Origin of the sequence: Streptosporangium pseudovulgare, from assembly GCF_014648055.1 — a bacterium.
Taxonomy (GTDB): domain Bacteria; phylum Actinomycetota; class Actinomycetes; order Streptosporangiales; family Streptosporangiaceae; genus Streptosporangium; species Streptosporangium pseudovulgare.
This window is the reverse complement of record NZ_BMQJ01000014.1, coordinates 128,676-146,215: the sequence shown is the minus strand read 5'-3', so window position 1 is coordinate 146,215 and position 17,540 is coordinate 128,676. Positions and strand designations below refer to the sequence as shown.

General features: G+C 72.4%; 20 protein-coding genes and 1 pseudogene. 12 read left to right on the top strand and 9 right to left on the bottom strand.

Annotated elements, in window-relative coordinates; genetic code table 11:
• Positions 1-38 precede the first annotated feature (38 nt).
• From IEZ10_RS26040 to IEZ10_RS26025, 4 genes and pseudogenes are all read left to right on the top strand, one after another.
• A pseudogene (locus IEZ10_RS26040) lies at positions 39-428 on the top strand (RtcB family protein); the annotation flags it as partial.
• 255 nt (positions 429-683) lie between these two features.
• Complete coding sequence (moaA, locus tag IEZ10_RS26035; protein ID WP_189249145.1) at positions 684-1,673, top strand: GTP 3',8-cyclase MoaA; 990 nt, start codon at positions 684-686, stop codon at positions 1,671-1,673.
• Positions 1,670-2,239 carry a molybdenum cofactor guanylyltransferase gene (gene mobA, locus IEZ10_RS26030; protein ID WP_189249259.1) on the top strand — a complete coding sequence of 190 codons (570 nt, stop codon included), beginning with the start codon at positions 1,670-1,672 and terminating at the stop codon, positions 2,237-2,239. The genes moaA and mobA overlap by 4 nt, the downstream gene beginning before the upstream one ends.
• A 10-nt stretch (positions 2,240-2,249) precedes the next feature.
• Positions 2,250-2,495, top strand: coding sequence for a DUF6457 domain-containing protein (locus IEZ10_RS26025; protein WP_308426312.1), 246 nt, complete (start codon positions 2,250-2,252; stop codon positions 2,493-2,495).
• A 390-nt stretch (positions 2,496-2,885) separates the two neighbouring features.
• Here IEZ10_RS26025 and IEZ10_RS26020 read toward each other — a convergent pair whose 3' ends face one another.
• Positions 2,886-3,197, bottom strand: a complete 312-nt coding sequence (locus IEZ10_RS26020; RefSeq protein WP_189249143.1) for a DUF3099 domain-containing protein — start codon at positions 3,195-3,197, stop codon at positions 2,886-2,888.
• 84 nt (positions 3,198-3,281) lie between these two features.
• On the opposite strand from IEZ10_RS26020, the gene IEZ10_RS26015 reads away from it, so the two are divergent.
• Positions 3,282-3,494 carry a dodecin gene (locus IEZ10_RS26015; RefSeq protein WP_189249142.1) on the top strand — a complete coding sequence of 71 codons (213 nt, stop codon included), beginning with the start codon at positions 3,282-3,284 and terminating at the stop codon, positions 3,492-3,494.
• A gap of 48 nt (positions 3,495-3,542) precedes the next feature.
• Here IEZ10_RS26015 and IEZ10_RS26010 read toward each other — a convergent pair whose 3' ends face one another.
• Positions 3,543-4,910, bottom strand: coding sequence for a TldD/PmbA family protein (locus tag IEZ10_RS26010; RefSeq protein WP_229811652.1), 1,368 nt, complete (start codon positions 4,908-4,910; stop codon positions 3,543-3,545).
• Positions 4,907-6,406, bottom strand: a complete 1,500-nt coding sequence (locus IEZ10_RS26005) for a TldD/PmbA family protein (protein WP_189249141.1) — start codon at positions 6,404-6,406, stop codon at positions 4,907-4,909. Before IEZ10_RS26005 ends, IEZ10_RS26010 begins: the two co-directional genes overlap by 4 nt.
• Positions 6,407-6,483: 77 nt before the next feature.
• Between IEZ10_RS26005 and IEZ10_RS26000 the strand changes: the two genes are divergently transcribed.
• The 3 genes from IEZ10_RS26000 (at position 6,484) to IEZ10_RS25990 (ending at position 8,442) form a co-directional block, all read left to right on the top strand.
• Positions 6,484-7,188, top strand: a complete 705-nt coding sequence (locus IEZ10_RS26000; RefSeq protein ID WP_189249140.1) for a beta-ketoacyl-ACP reductase — start codon at positions 6,484-6,486, stop codon at positions 7,186-7,188.
• 2 nt (positions 7,189-7,190) lie between these two features.
• Complete coding sequence (fabI, locus tag IEZ10_RS25995; RefSeq protein WP_189249139.1) at positions 7,191-7,955, top strand: enoyl-ACP reductase FabI; 765 nt, start codon at positions 7,191-7,193, stop codon at positions 7,953-7,955.
• A 193-nt stretch (positions 7,956-8,148) separates the two neighbouring features.
• A complete protein-coding gene (locus tag IEZ10_RS25990; RefSeq protein WP_189249138.1) occupies positions 8,149-8,442 on the top strand; it encodes a hypothetical protein in 294 nt (97 codons plus the stop codon).
• Positions 8,443-8,555: 113 nt separating this feature from the next.
• Here the strand turns inward: IEZ10_RS25990 and IEZ10_RS25985 are convergent, their stop codons facing one another.
• Positions 8,556-9,542 (bottom strand): hypothetical protein, encoded by a 987-nt coding sequence (locus tag IEZ10_RS25985; RefSeq protein ID WP_189249137.1) that lies wholly within the window; start codon positions 9,540-9,542, stop codon positions 8,556-8,558.
• A gap of 273 nt (positions 9,543-9,815) precedes the next feature.
• Positions 9,816-10,760, bottom strand: a complete 945-nt coding sequence (locus IEZ10_RS25980; protein ID WP_189249136.1) for an aldo/keto reductase — start codon at positions 10,758-10,760, stop codon at positions 9,816-9,818.
• A gap of 65 nt (positions 10,761-10,825) precedes the next feature.
• Between IEZ10_RS25980 and IEZ10_RS25975 the strand changes: the two genes are divergently transcribed.
• The 4 genes from IEZ10_RS25975 (at position 10,826) to mshC (ending at position 14,214) form a co-directional block, all read left to right on the top strand.
• Complete coding sequence (locus IEZ10_RS25975) at positions 10,826-11,524, top strand: histidine phosphatase family protein (RefSeq protein ID WP_189249135.1); 699 nt, start codon at positions 10,826-10,828, stop codon at positions 11,522-11,524.
• A gap of 10 nt (positions 11,525-11,534) precedes the next feature.
• Positions 11,535-12,107, top strand: coding sequence for a DUF3090 domain-containing protein (locus IEZ10_RS25970; protein ID WP_189249134.1), 573 nt, complete (start codon positions 11,535-11,537; stop codon positions 12,105-12,107).
• Entirely contained in the window at positions 12,104-12,865 is a 762-nt protein-coding gene (locus tag IEZ10_RS25965; RefSeq protein WP_179828075.1) for an SCO1664 family protein, read from the top strand. Before IEZ10_RS25970 ends, IEZ10_RS25965 begins: the two co-directional genes overlap by 4 nt.
• 125 nt (positions 12,866-12,990) lie before the next feature.
• A complete protein-coding gene (gene mshC / locus IEZ10_RS25960) occupies positions 12,991-14,214 on the top strand; it encodes a cysteine--1-D-myo-inosityl 2-amino-2-deoxy-alpha-D-glucopyranoside ligase (RefSeq protein WP_189249133.1) in 1,224 nt (407 codons plus the stop codon).
• A gap of 76 nt (positions 14,215-14,290) precedes the next feature.
• Here mshC and IEZ10_RS25955 read toward each other — a convergent pair whose 3' ends face one another.
• The 4 genes from IEZ10_RS25955 to IEZ10_RS25940 form a co-directional block, all read right to left on the bottom strand.
• A complete protein-coding gene (locus tag IEZ10_RS25955; RefSeq protein WP_189249132.1) occupies positions 14,291-15,103 on the bottom strand; it encodes a class I SAM-dependent methyltransferase in 813 nt (270 codons plus the stop codon).
• 9 nt (positions 15,104-15,112) lie between these two features.
• Positions 15,113-15,568: a GbsR/MarR family transcriptional regulator gene (locus IEZ10_RS25950; RefSeq protein ID WP_189249131.1), complete on the bottom strand. Its 456-nt coding sequence runs from the start codon at positions 15,566-15,568 to the stop codon at positions 15,113-15,115.
• Positions 15,569-15,601: 33 nt separating this feature from the next.
• Positions 15,602-16,531: an alpha/beta hydrolase gene (locus tag IEZ10_RS25945; protein WP_189249130.1), complete on the bottom strand. Its 930-nt coding sequence runs from the start codon at positions 16,529-16,531 to the stop codon at positions 15,602-15,604.
• 239 nt (positions 16,532-16,770) lie between these two features.
• The gene (locus IEZ10_RS25940; RefSeq protein WP_189249257.1) at positions 16,771-17,535 is read right to left on the bottom strand and encodes a helix-turn-helix domain-containing protein; all 765 of its coding nucleotides are present in this window, start codon (positions 17,533-17,535) and stop codon (positions 16,771-16,773) included.
• Positions 17,536-17,540: the final 5 nt, after the last annotated feature.

The following is a 17,540-nucleotide window of genomic DNA, read 5'->3' as shown; positions in this document are numbered from 1 at the left end:
TCCGCTGGGTAAACCTATCGCCTAGATCAATGTTGTACCACCACAACTACGTGGCCGAGGAGCGGTACGACGACGTGGATGTGCTCGTCACCCGCAAGGGCGCGATCCGCGCGGGATCCGGCGATCTCGGCATCATCCCCGGCTCGATGGCGACCGGCACCTACATCGTGAGGGGCCTGGGGAACGCCGCGGCGTTCAACTCCGCCTCACACGGTGCCGGTCGCCGGATGAGCCGCAACAAGGCGAAGCGGACCTTCACCCTCGCCGACCTCAGGGCGCAGACCGACGGCGTGGAGTGCCGCAAGGACACCGGTGTGATCGACGAGATCCCCGCGGCCTACAAGGACATCCGGTCCGTCATGGCCGCGCAGTCCGACCTGGTCGAGGTCGTCGCCCGGCTGCGCCAGCTCGTCTGCGTCAAGGGCTGACGGCGATGTGACGAGTGTCTCCCGGGAAGGCCGGGCCCGGGGACCGACCGGGGCCGGTCCCCGGGCCTGATCAGGGGAGGCCCGGGTCCGATCAGGGGATGGCGGGCCGGCGCCGGTGCGGGACAATGGGCGTCCGCCCGCGGAATCAGCGATTCGCCGATGATGTTCTCAACGGTTGGACGTGGTTTCATGGGCGCACCGGGCCGGCCCAGACCGGCCCTGTCCGGTCAGCACTGACAAGGGAGGTGACGTCCCATGTTGCAGGACTCGTTCGGCCGGGTGGCGACGGACCTGCGGGTGTCCCTCACGGACCGCTGCAACCTGCGGTGCTCCTACTGCATGCCGCCCGAGGGCCTCGACTGGCTGCCCAAGGCCGGGTTGCTGACCGCGGACGAGATCGTCCGCCTGGTGACCATCGGCGTGGAGCGGCTCGGCATCACCGAGGTCCGCTACACCGGCGGCGAGCCGCTGCTCCGCCGCGAGCTCCTCGACATCGTGACCCGCACCGCGGCGCTGGACCCCACCCCCCAGGTCTCGCTGACCACCAACGGCATCGGGCTGGCCCGGCTGGCCGCCCCGCTCGCCGCGGCGGGCCTGCACCGGGTGAACGTCTCCCTCGACACCCTCGATCGCGAGACCTTCAAACGGCTCGCGCACCGCGACCGCCTCGTCGACGTCCTCGACGGCCTGGCCGCCGCCGACGCCGCCGGGCTGCGCCCGGTCAAGGTCAACGCGGTGCTGATGCGCGGCGTCAACGACCACGAGGCGGTGCCGCTGCTGCGCCACTGCCTGGAGCGGGGATACGAGCTGCGGTTCATCGAGCAGATGCCGCTGGACGCCCAGCACGGCTGGCGCCGGGACGACATGATCACGGCTGACGAGATCCTCGCGCTGCTGAAGGAGTCGTTCGACCTGGTCCCCGACTCCCCGGTGGAGCGCGGCAGCGCCCCGGCGGAGCTGTTCGTCGTCGACGGCGGACCGGCCAGGGTCGGGGTGATCGGCTCCGTCACCCGGCCGTTCTGCGGCGCCTGCGACCGCGTACGGCTCACCGCCGACGGCCAGATCCGCAACTGCCTGTTCGCCACCGAGGAGTCCGACCTGCGCGCGGCCATGCGCTCCGGCGCCGGGGACGACGAGCTCGCCGAGCGGTGGACGGCCGCGGTCCGCGGCAAGAGGGCGGGCCACGGCATCGACGACCCGGCCTTCCTGCAGCCGTCCCGGCCGATGTCGGCCATCGGCGGCTGAGCGTGCGCTACGACGCGTGCGTGCTGGCCGGCGGCCAGGCCAGGAGGCTCGGCGGCCGTGACAAGCCCGGCATGGCCGTCGGCGGCCGCCCGCTGATCGAGACGGTCGCGGCGGCGGTGCCCGACGCCGGGCGGCTCATCGTCGTCGGGCCGCGCCGCCCGGGTCTGCCGCACGCGGTCTTCCTGCGGGAGGACCCGCCCGGCGGCGGGCCGGTCCCGGCGCTGCGGGCGGGGCTGGCCGGGGTGACCGCGCCGCTGGTCGCGCTGCTCGCCGCCGACCTGCCGTTCCTCACCGCCGGGCACGTCCGGGCGCTGCTGGAGGCGGCCGACCCCGGGGCGGTGCTCGTCGACGACGACGGCCGTGAGCAGTGGCTCGCCGGGGCCTGGCGCACCGCCGAGCTCACCCGGGCCCTCGCGCGTTACGACGGGCGTTCCCTGCACGGGCTGCTCGCCCCCCTGGCGCCCGCCAGGCTCCATCTCGGTGGCGCACCGTGGTTCGACTGCGACACCATGGACGACCTGCTGCGTGCCCGGAGTGAGACCGGGCCGGTTCCGAACGAGGAGTGAACAGTTGAACGTGCTGACGGAGTGGACCGCCCTGGCCTGCCGCGAGTTGGGCATCGACCCCTCGGCGGTCGACCGCGACGCGCTGCTGGACCTGACCAAGGAGGTCGCGCACGGCGTGACCCGCCCGGCCGCGCCGCTGACGGCGTATCTCCTCGGGCTGGCCCAGGGCGCGGGTACGGCGTCGCCGGACGCGGTGGAGCGGCTGACCGAGCTGGCCAGGGGCTGGGAACGGCGGGCCGGCGGCGAGACCGCCTAGTCACCGCCTGGTCCTCGCCCCCCGCGCCGAAGAAGGACGGTGGGACCGCCCGATTCCCGCCTTCACACCGGAGGGCGGTGAGATCGTCCGGTCCCCGCGTTCACGGTGGAGGGCGGTGAGATCGTCCGGTCCCCGCGTTCACGGTGGAGGGCGGCGAGGTCGTCCGGTCCCCGTCTTCGCGCCCGGGAGCATCCGCGGCGGAGAAGAGGGCGGGAAAAGAAAAGTGGGAAAAGAAAGGCGACGCCGGGTGGTTACGGGGGCAAACCACCCGGCGTCGCTTCATCGGCGTTCCGACGGGGGCCCGGAACGCCGGCACCAGTGCCCCGACGGGGGACCAGGGCACTTGGCTAAAGCGTACACCTACTACCCCCGAGGTACGTCAAGAGTTAGTCACGACCCGATCTCGCGTCGGTGGCGCGGTATTTCACTCTGTCCGGTTTCGTGCATGTCCGAGTCAACCGGGGCGCCCTTCTGCGGGGCATTGGCCCCGATCACGGCAACGTATGGCAAAAAGATCGCCCCCGCGAAGAGCAGGAGCCGCACGGGCAACGGGGCGGGCACCGTGAAGGCGAGGATCAGGCAGGCCAGCCGGATCCCCATCTTGATCAGGTAGTTCTTCTCACGCTTGCCGATGTCCTCGGTCAGGGACGGGCGGGCATCGGTGACCTGGTGGACCGTCCGGCGCTTGTGCCATACCTTCACGTTTCCAACCTAGACCCCGGCCGGGGCGGGTCCAACCCGGGCCTCGCGGACGGCCGTGCGATCATGGCCCTGGAGGAGGACGGTATGACGGATCGAACGTACCGGGTGACCGAGATCGTCGGCACCTCGGAGGAGAGCATCGAGGCGGCCGTCCGCAACGGCATCCGGCGCGCCTCGCAGACCCTGCGTCACCTCGACTGGTTCGAGGTGACCGAGGTCAGGGGGCACATCGTCGACGGTGAGGTCGGGCACTTCCAGGTCGGGCTGAAGGTCGGCTTCCGCCTGGAGGACACCTGACCGTACGGCGGGGCCCCGGGGCGGGGCTCCGCCGTACGGCGGAGACGGTCAGCTGGCCTGGCTGACCGTGGACATGTTGAAGTCCGGCACCCGGACCGGCGGCATGACGGTGCGGGTGAAGTAGTCGTTCCACTCCCGGGGCAGGGTCTGCACGGCGGCGCCGACCTCGGTGAGGCGGCCGAGGAGGTCGACCGGGCTCTCGTTGAAGCGGAAGTTGTTCACCTCGCCCACGACCTCGCCGTTCTCCACCAGGTAGACGCCGTCGCGGGTCAGCCCGGTCAGCAGCAGGCTCTGCGGGTCGACCTCGCGGATGTACCACAGGCAGGTGAGCAGCAGGCCGCGCTCGGTGGAGGCGATCATCTCCTCCAGCGACCGGCCGCCCTCGGGCCCCTCCATGAGGAGGTTGTCGACGGCCGGCGTCACCGGGAGGCCGGTCAGCTCGGCCGAGTGCCGGGTCTGGATCAGGCCGGACAGCGCGCCGCCGGAGATCCAGTCGGTGGGCGCCAGCGGCAGGCCGTTGTCGAACACCGAGCTCTGCCGGCTGGAGGAGTGCGCCACCACGAACGGCGCGCACTCGGCGCCCGCCGCGGCCGGGTCGCTGTACAGGCGGACCGGCAGCCGCGCCAGCGACTCCCCGACGCGGGTGCCGCCGCCGGGCTTCGCGAAGACCGTGCGGCCCTCCATGGCGTCCCGGGCGCCGGCCGTCCAGTACGTGTAGATCATGAGGTCGGCCACGGCCGACGGCGGGAGCAGCGTCTCGTACCGGCCCGCGGGCAGGTCGATCCGCCGCTTGGACCACTCCAGCCGCCGGGCCAGCGAGGCGTCCAGCGCCGCCACGTCGACGTCGGCGAAGTCACGGGTGGCCACGCCCGCCCAGGCCGAGCGCTTCATGTCGGCCGACTTGGCGTTGAGTTCCAGCCGGCCGGTGGGCTGGGTGTGACGCAGCCGGGTCCCGGCCGAGGTGCCGACATAGGTCGTGGTCACGATGTGCTCGGCGAAGCCGTACAGCCTGCGCCCGCCCGCCTCGGCGGCGGCGAACGCCTCGCCCAGCGCGGGGGCGAAGGCGCCGAACACCCCGATGGAGGTGGGTTCGGCGGGGTCGTCCCAGTCGGCCGAACGGATCCCCTCGACCAGGGGCCGGGCGTCCTCGGCCGGGGCGGAGTCCTCGGCGGCGTGGTCGGCCTCGGCGACGATGTCGGCGAGCTGCTCGGGGCGGACCGCCGACCGCGAGACCACGCCCACGCCGCGCCCGGCCACCGAGATCACGGTGAGCCGCGTCGAGCGGGTCACGCCGTTGGTGGTCAGCGTGTTGCCCGCGAAGCGCAGGTTGGCGCTGGAGCTCTCGTCTGCGATCACCACGACGTCGTCGGCCGTGGAGAGGTCGAGGGCCTTCTCGATCATCTCCTGGGGGCTCACTTGCCACTCTCCTTGAGGGTGTTGAGGATGCGCACGCCGCGGAAGAGCGCCGACGGGCAGCCGTGGCTGACCGCGGCGATCTGGCCGGGCTGGCCCTTGCCGCAGTTGAACGCGCCGCCCAGGACGTAGGTCTGCGGCCCGCCGACGGCCTCCATCGACCGCCAGAAGTCGGTGGTCGTGGCCTGGTAGGCGACGTCGCGGAGCTGCCCGGCGAGCCGGCCGTTCTCGATCCGGTAGAACCTCTGAGCCGTGAACTGGAAGTTGTACCGCTGCATGTCGATGGACCAGCTCTTGTCGCCCACGACGTAGATGCCGCGCTCCACGCCGGAGATCAGCTCCTCGGTGGAGGGGCCGCCGTCGGCGGGCCGCAGCGAGACGTTGGCCATGCGCTGCATGGGCATGTGCCCGGGGGAGTCGGCGAAGGCGCAGCCGTTCGAGGCGCCCAGGCCCTTGAGCAGTGCCATCCGCCGGTCGAGCTGGTAGCCGGTCAGGATCCCGCCGGAGACGATGTCGAACTCCCGGGTCGCCACGCCCTCGTCGTCGTAGCCGACGGTCGCCAGGCCGTGCTCGACCGTGCGGTCGCCCGTCACGTTCATCACCGGCGAGCCGTACACCAGTGAGCCGAGCCGGTCGAAGGTGGCGAAGCTGGTCCCGGCGTAGGCGGCCTCGTAACCCAGGGCCCGGTCCAGCTCGGTGGCGTGCCCGATGGACTCGTGGATCGTCAGCCACAGGTTCGACGGGTCGACGACCAGGTCGTAGTCGCCGGCCTCGACGGAGGGCGCCTTGAGCTTCTCGGCGAGGTGCTCGGGGAGGGCGGCCAGCTCGGCGGGGAAGTCCCAGCCGGTGCCGGTGAGGTACTCGTAGCCCCGGCCGGCCGGCGGGGCGAGGGTGCGCATCGAGTCGAAGCGGTCGTCCTCGACCTTCGTCGCCTCCAGCTCCGGATGCAGGCGCACCCGCTGCTGGGTGGTCACCGTGCCGGCGGTGTCGGCGTAGAACTTCTGCTCCTTGACCTGGTTGAGGTAGGCCCGGACGTGGTCCACGCGGGGGTCGCGCAGCAGGCCGTCCGACCACTCGGCGAGCAGCGCCGCCTTGTCGCGCGCGGGCACCTCGAACGGGTCGATCTCGTAGGAGGAGACCCAGGTGACGTCGGCGTGGACCGGCTCGGGGGCCAGCTCGACGGGCTCTCGGTTGACCGCCGCGGAGACGACCGCCACCTCCACCGCCTGCTCGGCGACCCGCGCCGCCGCCTCGGGGGTGAGGTCGATGCCCGCGGCGAAGCCCCAGGTGCCGTCCTTGACGACCCGTACGGCGTAACCCAGGTCGTCGGCGTCCATGGAGCCTTCCAGCGAGGCGTCCGACAGCCGCAGCACCTCCGACCGGATGCGCTCCAGCCGGAAGTCGGCGTGCTCGGCGCCGAGGTCGCGGGCGCGCTGCAGGGCCGCGTCGGCCAGCCGTCCCAGGGGAAGGGCGAGGAAATCGGAGTCGATCTGGCGCATGTCGACGATCCTAGCCCTGTGATCTTGTCCCTGGCGGACAAGAGGTTTACCCCTCGGTAGCCGATAGCGTCACTTTCATGGCTCGATCTGTTCTCGTAACCGGCGGCAATCGCGGCATCGGCCTCGCGATCGCCCGCGAACTCGCCAGGGCCGGTGACTCGGTCGCCGTGACGTACCGTTCGGGGGAGCCCCCGGAGGGCTTCCTCGCCGTGCGGTGCGACGTGACCAGCGCGGCCGACGTCGATGAGGCGTTCGGGAAGGTCGAGGCCGAGCAGGGCCCGGTCGAGGTGCTCGTCGCCAACGCGGGCATCACCCGCGACACCCTGCTTCCGCTGATGAAGGAGGACGCCTTCACCGATGTCATCGACGCCAACCTGACCGGCGCCTACCGGGTGGTCAAGCGCGCCACCCGTGGCATGCTGCGCCTCAAGCGCGGCAGGGTGGTGCTGATCTCCTCGGTGGTGGCCATGCTGGGCTCCGCCGGCCAGACCAACTACGCCGCCTCCAAGGCCGGCATGATCGGCTTCGCCCGCTCCGCGGCGCGCGAGCTCGGTTCGCGCGGCATCACCGTCAACGTCGTCGCCCCGGGCTTCGTGGAGACCGACATGACGGCCGCGCTGGAGGAGGCGCACCAGGAGCAGATCCGTAAGAACATCCCGCTGGGCCGCTACGCGAGCACCGACGAGGTCGCCCGCGTGGTCAGGTTCCTGGCGAGCGAAGACGCCGCCTACATCACCGGGGCGGTCATCCCCGTCGACGGCGGCCTGGGAATGGGGCACTGAACATGGGAATCCTCGAAGGCAAGCGCATCCTGGTCACCGGCGTGCTGACCGAGTCCTCGATCGCCTTCTCCGTGGCGAAGATGGCCCAGGAGGAGGGGGCGCAGGTCGTGCTCACCGGCTTCGGCCGGCTCAGCCTGGTCGAGCGGATCGCCAAACGGCTCCCCGAGCCGCCGCCGGTGATCGAGCTCGACGTGCAGAACACCGAGCACCTCGACTCGCTGGCCGACCGGGTCGGTGAGCACGTCGGGGGGCTCGACGGCGTGGTCCACTCCATCGGCTTCGCCCCGCAGAGCTGCCTGGGCGGCAACTTCCTCAACACGCCGTGGGAGGACGTCGCCACCGCCCTGCACATCTCCACCTACTCCTTCAAGGCGCTCGCCCAGGCCTGCCTGCCGCTGATGAAGGAGGGCGGCGCGGTCGTCGGCCTCGACTTCGACGCCAGCAAGGCGTGGCCCGTCTACGACTGGATGGGCGTGGCCAAGGCCGGCCTGGAGTCCTGCTCCCGGTACCTCGCCCGCGACCTCGGCGGGCACGGCATCCGGGTCAACCTCGTGGCGGCCGGGCCGCTGCGCACCATGGCCGCCAAGAGCATCCCGGGCTTCGCCGAGTTCGAGGAGAGCTGGCCCGGCAAGGCGCCGCTCGGCTGGGACCTGGGCGACACCGTGCCCGCCGCCAAGGCGTGCCTGGCGCTGCTGTCCGACTGGTTCCCCGCCACGACCGGTGAGATCGTGCACGTCGACGGGGGCGTGCACGCGATCGGCGGCTGACGGGCCGTACGACGGGCGGAAACAGGGGGGGGCCGGCGCCGATCGCGCCGGCCTCCCCTGTGTTTCCGGCGTCTCGTGGGCCCACGCGCTCCGCCATCTCCGGCCGAATGGGGAGAAACGGTATCTTCTCAAGCCCGGTGGCCGGTGCTTATCTGAAGGTGCTCTCCTTCCCGGACGCGAGGAGCCACCCACGATGAGGATCCCCCGATTACGTTCCGCCGTGCTCGCCGTGACGCTGGGCGCCGGTCTCCTGGCAGGTGCCGCACCCGCCCTCGCCGCCACCCAGACCGGCGCGGCCGTGGCCGCCGGGGGCTGGCCGACACGGGACTGGTACCTCCAGGGCCCCTACCCGACCATGGCCGCCTGCGACCTCGCCTACGAGGACGCCGCGCAGAACGGTCAGTACACCGGGCTCCTCTACTGTCACTGGTTCCGCGGGGGCGGCCCTTATATGCCGGGCTTCTACTACGAGGTGTACATCCCCTGAGCCTCGACGGGTGTGAGGGGTGAGCCTCGGCCACCGGTGCGGCGAGGCGCGCCGCACCCCCGGGCATCGGCGGTCTTCCGTGGACGCGTCCACGCCGCGTGCCGGTCGTCCGCTCAGAGCCGGGAGGCCGATGCCGTCCGGTGCCGGCCCAGCCGCAGCGGCTCGAACGGCATCGACTCCCCGCCGCGCCGGACGTACAGCAGGCGGACCGCGAGGATCGCCACGACGAGCAGCACGATGGTGAGCGCCGTGCCGGCCGGATCGGACGACCGGGTGGGCTTGACGGGCCGGTCCGCGGGCATCCGGTCGCGCAGTTCGCGCATCCCGGCGCCCGGCCACAGCAGCTCCACCCGCGGAGCCTCGGGGTCGGCCACCGGGGGGGACGGTTCGGCGGTCACCGGCCCGGAGCCCGTGTCGTGGACGGACGGGACCGCCGTCGGGCGGACCGGTCCGGACGGCGCGTCCCGCCGTACGGCCTGCTCGGGATCGCCGCTCCGCGAGGGGCGGGGGAGCGGCCTCGCTGTCGGCCGGGCCTCGTGGGAAGGAGGCTTCCGGACGGAGCGCTCGGCCGGGTCGGCGCATCCGGAGGAGGCCGCGGGGGCGCAGGCGCCGGTGGAGTCACGGGGTGCGGCGGTGGCCGGTCCGGCCGCGCCGTCTCCCGGCGTGGAGGGGTCTTCGCCCGGGCCGGCGGACCGGGAGGTGGAGCCTGAGGTCTCCGCTCCGGCGCCGGTGCGGATGCCGGTGGTGACGCCGACGTCGGCCTCGACGCCGAGGCGGGAGTCGCCGGTGCCGGTGGTGGTCTCGGCGGCGACGCCGAACCGTCCGGTGTCCACCGTCTCGGCCGCGCGGTCCACGACGCCGTCGACCGTCTTGCCGACACCGTCCACCGCCTTGCCGACGGTGTCGCCGACGGTGCCGAGGGTGTCGCCGACGGCGCCGAGGGTGTCGCACAGCCCGCCGGTCACGCCGCCCAGCGGGCCCCGGCGTTCGCAGCCCGGCTGCGCCGGCCACGCGGCGGCCCCCGCGGGCGCCGCGGAGGCCAGGGGAAGGGCTCCGGTCAACGCGAGCACGAGCGCACCGGCCGAGATCGCAGTTCGCAACGGTCCCCCTCGCCCAATGTCGCCTCGCCGGCCATCGGGCTCCCCTCCCGATGCGCCAATCGACAGTTTTGCGGGAAGGGCCGGTCTCGCCAGGTGAAGGGACGATTCGGTATCGACGCGTGATAAACGAGATCGATTCTGGTTCTGTCCCGTCTTGTTCCGCCCGGTCGCGCCCGCCTCACGCGGACCGCCGTGCGCGGACCGCCTCACGCGGGTCACCGTGACCGGGCCGCCGAGGGGAGCGCCGGTCCGGCCGCGCCCGCTCGGGCGGCCTCAGTCGGCCGAGACGTCGTCCAGCGCCTCCCTGATCTCCAGGGGCAGCGTCAGCTCCTCGGACTGGAGCGCTCCGGAGAGCTGGACGGAGGTGCGGGCGCCGACGATGGCCGCGACGACCCCCGGCTGGTCGCGCACCCAGGACAGCGCGACCGAGAGCGGCGAGACGCCCAGGCCCTCGGCCGCGGTCGCCACCGACTCCACGACCCGGCGCGACCGCTCGTCCAGGTACGGCTTGACGAAGTCGGCGAAGTGCGGGGTGGCCGCCCGCGAGCCGGCGGGGACGCCCGTGCGGTACTTGCCGGTCAGGACGCCCCTGCCGAGCGGGGACCAGGCCAGCACGCCGGCGCCGGCGTACTCGGCCGCCGGGATCAGCTCACGCTCGGCGTCCCTGGCCAGCAGGGAGTACTCGACCTGCGCCGCGACGACCGGCGCCCGGCCGGGGACCGCCCGCTGCCCGGCCGCGGCCGCCGCCAGCTGCCAGCCCGTGTAGTCGCACACCCCCGCGTACGCCGCCCGCCCCGACGCCACGATGGTGTCCACCGCGGCGAGGGTCTCCTCCAGCGGCACCTCGGGGTCGAAGGCGTGCAGCTGCCACAGGTCCACCTCGTCCACGCCGAGGCGGGCCAGCGAGGCGTCGGCGGCGGCGATCAGGTGCCGCCTGGAGGCGTCCCGGGGCCGGCGGCCGGCCGGGGTGAGCACGGCCTTGGTGGACAGCACCAGCCGCGACCGCGGCACCGTGTCGCGGAGCAGCCGGCCCAGCAGTTTCTCGGCCTCGCCGCCGGTGTAGACGTCCGCGGTGTCGATGAGCGTGCCGCCGGCCTCGGCGAAGGCGCGGAGCTGGGCCGCGGCCTCCTCAGCGGCGGTGTCGCGCCCCCACGTCATCGTCCCCAGTCCGAGGCGGGAGACCGACAGCCCGCTCCGGCCCACATAGCGCTGCTCCATGATCCGGCCAGGTTACCGTCCGGCCAGTTAAAAGTAGTGGAGCGCCGCCTGCAAGACTTGGCCGCGTGACGACCCTGCTGCTGGCCAGACACGGCCTCACCCACCTCACCGGCCCGGTGCTGGCCGGCTGGACCCCCGGAGTCCATCTCAGCGACCGGGGCCGCGAGCAGGCCGGGGCGCTGGCCTCCCGGCTCTCGGCCCTGGAACTCGACGCGATCGTCTCCAGCCCGCTGGAACGCTGCCAGGAGACGGCACAGGCGGTCGCCGCCGGCCGGGAGACGCCGGTGCGGACCGACGAGCGGTTCGGCGAGTGCCGCTACGGGGACTGGACCGGCCGCCCGCTCGGCGAGCTCGCCAAGGACCCCCTCTGGCCGGTCGTGCAGAACCACCCCAGCGCCGTCACCTTCCCCGGCGGCGAGTCCCTCGCGGCGGTCCAGCACCGCGCGGTGAGCGCCGTCAGGGAGTGGAACGAGCGGCTGGGCCCGAAGGCCGTCTACCTCGTCTGCAGCCACGGGGACGTCATCAAGGCGATCGTGGCCGACGCCATGGGACTCCACCTGGACCAGTTCCAGCGGATAGCCGCCGACCCGGCGTCGCTCACCGCGATCCGCTACACCCCCATGCGCCCCTTCGTGCTCAGGCTCAACGACGTCGGGGGAGACGTGGCCGGGCTGCGGCCCCCCGAGGGTACGGAGGACGCCGGCGGGGGAGAAAACCCGTCCGGAAGCGACGCCGCCGTCGGCGGCGGAGCCGGGACGACGTAAGGTCAGGACTATGCCGGTCTTCGACTACGATCCGCCCGACAGATTCGTGGCCGGTGCCGTTGGGCAGCCGGGTTCACGCGCCTTCTTCCTCCAGGCACGGGGACAGGGCGGGCTGACCACCGTCGCCCTGGAGAAGTTCCAGGTCGCGGCGCTGGCCGACCGTCTGGACGAGCTTCTCGACGAGGTGCTGCGGCGCAGCGGGGGCACCGCGGAGGTGCCCGCCGCCGCTCCGCTCGCGCTCACCGACAACGACCCGCTCGACACGCCGATCAGCGAGGACTTCCGGGTCGGCACGATGGCGCTCGCCTGGGACGCCGACGCCTCCATGGTGGTCATCGAGGCCCAGGAGGTCACCGCCGAGGGCGAGGCGTTCGAGGAGGAGCTCGTAGAGCCGGCCCTGCTGCGGGTGCACATCACCCCCGGCGCGGCCCGCGCGTTCAGCAGGCGCGCCCTGGCCCTCGTCGCCGCCGGGCGCCCGCCGTGCCCGCTGTGCGGCCAGCCGCTCGACGCCGAGGGGCATATCTGCGTGCGTCTCAACGGTTATCGGGGTAAGAGCGTTTCACCGGGCGAGGGAGGCGAATGAGTGCCGAGAGCGAGCCTGCGCTGAGCGCGGCGCCCACGGCGGGAATGGACGACGAGACCGCGCTGCGTCTGCTCCGCGAGGGGCATCTGGAGATCGCCGGACGGCTGGTCGAGGCGACCAACATGACGCTCTACTGTTCGATCCGGCACGGCGGGCTGGCCGCCGCCTGCGTCTACAAACCCGTGCGGGGGGAGCGCCCCCTGTGGGACTTCCCCGACGGCACCCTGGCGGCCCGGGAGGTGGCCGCCTTCGAGGTGTCGGCGGCGACCGGCTGGCGGATCGTGCCGCCCACCGTCTACCGCGACGGCCCCTTCGGCCCCGGCATGTGCCAGCTGTGGGTCGACGCCGACCCCGAGGCCGACCTGATGGCGCTGATCCGCGGGCGCCAGCCCGCCCTGCGCCGGATGGCCGTCTTCGACGCGGTCATCAACAACGCCGACCGCAAGGGCGGCCACCTGCTCCCGCTGCCCGACGGCCACGTCTACGGCGTCGACCACGGCGTCTGCTTCTCCGCCGACGACAAGCTGCGCACCGTGCTGTGGCAGTGGCGCGGCAAGCCCCTGTCGCGCGAGGCCATGAACGTCCTGGCCCGCCTGGAGCGTGACCTGGAGCAGGGCCGTCTCGGCCGCCGGCTGCGCGAGCTGCTCACCCTCGCCGAGGTCGAGGCCACCTGGGTCAGGGTCCGCAGGCTCCTCGACACCGGCCTGCACCCCCTGCCCTCCCAGGACTGGCCCGCCATCCCCTGGCCCCCCATCTGACGTCGCCCGGCGCCGCCCCCGGCTGGAATGAGCCGGCGCGTCACGGCGGTTGAGGTTATTGCCCCTTGTGTGTCCACCGCCCCGAGACGATCGGGGCGGTCTGTCTGCTGGATAGGCTCCCTGATATGAAATCGTGGTCTGCACCGAAGGTCCCTCCGCTTCCCGGTGCCGGTGTTCCGTTGCGGCTGTTCGACACCGCCGCCGGGGAGGTCGTCCCCACCCGGCCGGGCCCCGAGGCACGGATGTACGTCTGCGGCATCACGCCCTACGACGCGACCCACCTCGGCCACGCCAACACCTATCTCGCCTTCGACATGGTCAACCGCGTCTGGCGGGACGGCGGCCACGAGGTGCACTTCACCCAGAACACCACCGACGTGGACGACCCGCTGCTGGAGCGCGCCGAGAAGACCGGGGTCGACTGGCGTGACCTCGCCGAGCGGGAGATCCGGCTGTTCCGCACCGACATGGAGGCGCTGCGGATCATCCCGCCGCGCGAGTACGTCGGCGTGACCGAGGTGATCGACCAGGTCATCGAGCTCATCGAGACCCTGCGCGACAAGGGCGCCACCTACGACCTCGACGGCGACGTCTACTTCGACGCCGCCGCCGCCCCCAAGTTCGGCGCCGTCTCCGGATACTCCGAGGAGACGATGCTGGCCCTGTCCGCCGAGCGGGGCGGCGACCCCGGCCGGACGGGCAAGAAGCACCCCCTCGACTGGCTGCTCTGGCGCGCCGAGCGCCCCGGCGAGCCCTCGTGGCCCTCGCCGTTCGGGCCGGGCCGGCCGGGCTGGCACATCGAGTGCACCGCGATCGCGCTGGCCAACCTCGGCAGCGGTTTCGACGTCGCGGGCGGCGGCTCCGACCTGATCTTCCCGCACCACGAGTGCGGCGCCCACGAGGGGCACGTCGCCTGCGGCGAGTGGCCCTTCGCCAGGGCGTACGTGCACGCGGGCATGGTCGCCCTGGACGGCGAGAAGATGTCCAAGTCCAAGGGCAACCTCGTGTTCGTCTCGCGGCTGCGCGAGGAGACCGACCCGATGGCCATCCGGCTGGCCCTGCTGGCCCACCACTACCGCGCCGACTGGGAGTGGACCGCCGATCAGCTCGCCGCCGCCGAGGCCCGGCTGGCCCGCTGGCGCTCCGCCGCGGCGCTGCCCGCGGGTCCCGAGGCCCTGGCCCTGCTCGGCGAGGTCCGCGCCCGGCTGGCCGACGACCTCGACACCCCCGGGGCGCTCGCCGCGGTCGACGCCTGGGCGGAGGAGGCCCTGTCCGGCGGCGGGGCCGAGCCGCAGGCGCCCGCGCTGGTCCGCGACCTCACCGACGCCCTGCTGGGCGTCGCCCTCTGAAGCCGCCTCGCCGGTCAGCCGGGCTGACACCGGCCTCGCCGGTCCCGCGCGCGGACACCGCGCGGGACCGGGGCGGTCAGAATCGGTAACGGAGAATGCGGGCCCCTTGCCGCGACAAGGCCGTACTGCGGGCGGCGAGACGGGTGAGCGCGCGTAGGGGTTGCGGGAACCGGGCTACTTCCGGTGCGCGGGCGAGGATCTGCTCCTCGATCAGTTCCAGGCCGGCGTCCCAGGACTCCGGTTCGTGTGGGTCGTCGAAGCCCTGGGCGGCTTTGATGCCGAGCGCCTTGATGGTCGGGTGGTACTTCATGGCCCAGGCGGCGAAGCGGGTGTAGCCGTTGAGCGCGAGCTCGCCCGAAGGGAAACGGCCGGTCAGCGCGCGGGTCATCGCCTGGAAGGAGTCGCCGGGCATGAAGGGGAGCAGCCCCTCGGCGACGATCATCGCCGGCCGGTCACCGGGGATGGCTGTGAGCCAGTCGGAGCCGGTGAGGTCGGCTCCGACCAGGTGGGACCGGCCGGGCAGACATTCGGCCCGCAGGCGCACCACTTCCGGGAAGTCGATGTCGTACCAGTCGACGCCGGGCGGGGGGTCACAGCGGAACATCCTGGTGTCCAGGCCGCAGCCCAGATCGAGCACCACGCATCCGGGGTGAGCGGCGATGTAGGCGCGGACGACACCGTCGAGCTTCTTGGCGCGCAGTGCCGTGGTGAGGACGAGGTTCGGCTTGACCTTCAGCTTGCCGAAGTCGTAATCGATGGTGCCGGCCAGGTCGGCGGAGAACGTGTCGCCGAGGATCGGGCTGGGCTGCCCGGCGTCCAGGGCTCTGGCGTGGAGAGTGAGCAGCAGCGTTTCCTGGATCAGCCCGAGCTCGGGTTGCCGGCGGTGCATGGAGATTCCTTAACGGCGTAGCGGATGACGGGCCGCGAGGTTCTGCAGCCACGTCAGGGAGTCGTGTGCGGCCTTGATGCGCTCGGTGCGGTGCCCCTCGCCGCCCGCGATGCCGAACCCTTCGTCGGCGATCTCGCCGAACGCGCTCAGGCTTTCGAGCTTGCGCTGGATGACCTTCTGCCAGGCGTCGTCTTCGATGCGGTAGTAGGAGACGCGATCGCCGGGCCTTCTCACCTTCTTGACCAGGCCGATGGCCGTGAGAAACCGCATGTTCGAGGTGAGCGAGGCCCGGCTGGCCTGGATGACCTCCGAGATCTGCCCGGCGGACTGCTCGGCCGGATCGCAGATCATGAGCCAGCCGAGGATGCGTCCGGTGATGGGCGGCAGCCCCCACTCCTCGACGCAGAAGGCGGCCACCCGCTCCACCCAGCGGAGCAGCCGGTCCTGCTGTTCCTCAGTGCTCATCGTCGCGTCCTCCGTTGTCGATCGTGTGCGGGTTCACTGTGTCATGGCGGCCACCGACTCGTAGGTGGGTGTCGGGGTGATGTCCGCGAGCCGGGTCCTGCGCAGGTAGAGGTCGAACCAGTCGATCGCGAGCGCCATCGCCTCCTCCAGACCCGGGCCGGTGTAGAGGCCGAGCACGTCGTAGGGCAGCACCGCGAGCCGCTTGGGCTCGCCCGCCTTGGCGAAGGCGCTTTGCGCCTCCTCGAGCATGTGGTACGGGTCCCAGCCGCCGTTGGCGATCATCAGCAGCGGTGTCGGCGCGAGCCGGTGGATGAGGTCCTCCGGGGCGAAGGTGAGCAGGTGCTCGGCGGAGTCGAGGGTCTTCTCGTTGCGGTAGGTGGGAAACAGGCGGGCCGACATGTCGGGGGTGTCCTTCACGTTGTCGCCCTCCAGCGTCAGGTGCGGCACGCGAGCGCTCTGCCCGCCCTCGTAGCGCCGCTGCCAGTCCTGCTGCAGCCGGTCGCGCAGCGCGTGGACACCGGCACGGCCCAGGAGGCGTTCCATGTACCGCCATCCGTTCCACACGCTGGGGCTCTGCACCACAACGCATTTGATGCGCCGATCGAGCACGGCGGCCTGGGCCGCCACTGAGCCTCCGATGCTCACCCCCCACACCCCGATCCGCTCCGGCTGCACTTCGGGACGGGTCTGCAGGTAGGACACGGCGCTGCGGAAGTCCTCCACCTGCCGCTCCGGGTGGTCCAGGCCGCGCGGCTCGCCTTCGCTGGAGCCGACCGTGCGGTAGTCGATGGCCAGCACCGCGAAGCCGGCCTTGACGAAGTGCGGCGCGAAGAACGCCAGCGCCTCTTTGACCATCACCCCGCTGTGCCCGAGCACCAGCCCGGGGACCGGGTCGCTCGTCTCGGGCAGGTAGAGATCGCCCGCGCAGCGGGTGCCGAGGCTGTTGAAGGTCACGTGTTCCATGGGTTGCTCCGTACTTGCTGGCTAGTTATTTCAAACATGACTGAAATAGCTAGCAATGTCAATCTGGAGGGCTGCACCTACGGAAGAGGGTTGCGCGACGCCGAAATGTGCGACTGGTGCGGAAACGTACGCCAGCGCCCCTCCGTGAACGAAGATCCCGTGCTAGCAGTGAGCTGGGCAGACGGGCTCAGCGTACGTTTCCGTTCCTCCGCACTCCGAGGTTCGGGTCCGCCGGGGCCTCAGATGCCGCCTGCCCCGGTGGGGTGACCGGCTCGGAACGCGTCGCCGGTCCGGAAGGTGTCGCGGTAGGTCTGCGGCGCGACGCCGACCAGGCGGCGGAAATGCGGGCGCAGCGCGACGCCGTTCGCGAAGCCCACCCGGCGGGCGACCTCGTCCACGCTCAGCCCGGTGCCCTCCAGCAGCCGTTGCGCCTGCATGACACGCTGCGCCAGCAGCCACTGCAATGGCGAGCTGCCGGTCAGCGCCCGGAAGCGCCGGTCGAAGCTGCGCCGGCTCATGAACGCCCGGCCCGCCAGGGCGTCCACGTCGAGGCCGGGGTCGTCGAGATGCCGGATGGCGTGGGCGAGCACCTCGCCCAGCGGGTCGCCGGTCTCCGTCTCGGGCAGGGGCCGTTCGATGTACTGCGCCTGCCCGCCGCTGCGCTGCGGCGGGACGACCATGCGGCGGGCGATCGCCCCGGCCGCCCGGGCCCCGAACCGGCGCCGCACGAGGTGCAGGCAGGCGTCGATGCCGGCGGCCGTGCCCGCGGAGGTGAGGATGTCGCCGTCGTCGACGAACAGGACCGACGCGTCCACCCGCACCTCCGGGTGGAGGGCCGCGAGGGCGGGCGCGAACATCCAGTGGGTGGCGGCCCGCCTGCCGTCGAGGAGTCCCGCCGCCGCCAGCACGAACGCCCCCAGGCACAGCCCCACGACCACGGCGCCGCCGGCGTGCGCGGCCCGTAGCGCGCCGAGCACCGCCTCCGGCGGCCGCTCGTCGGCGATCCGCC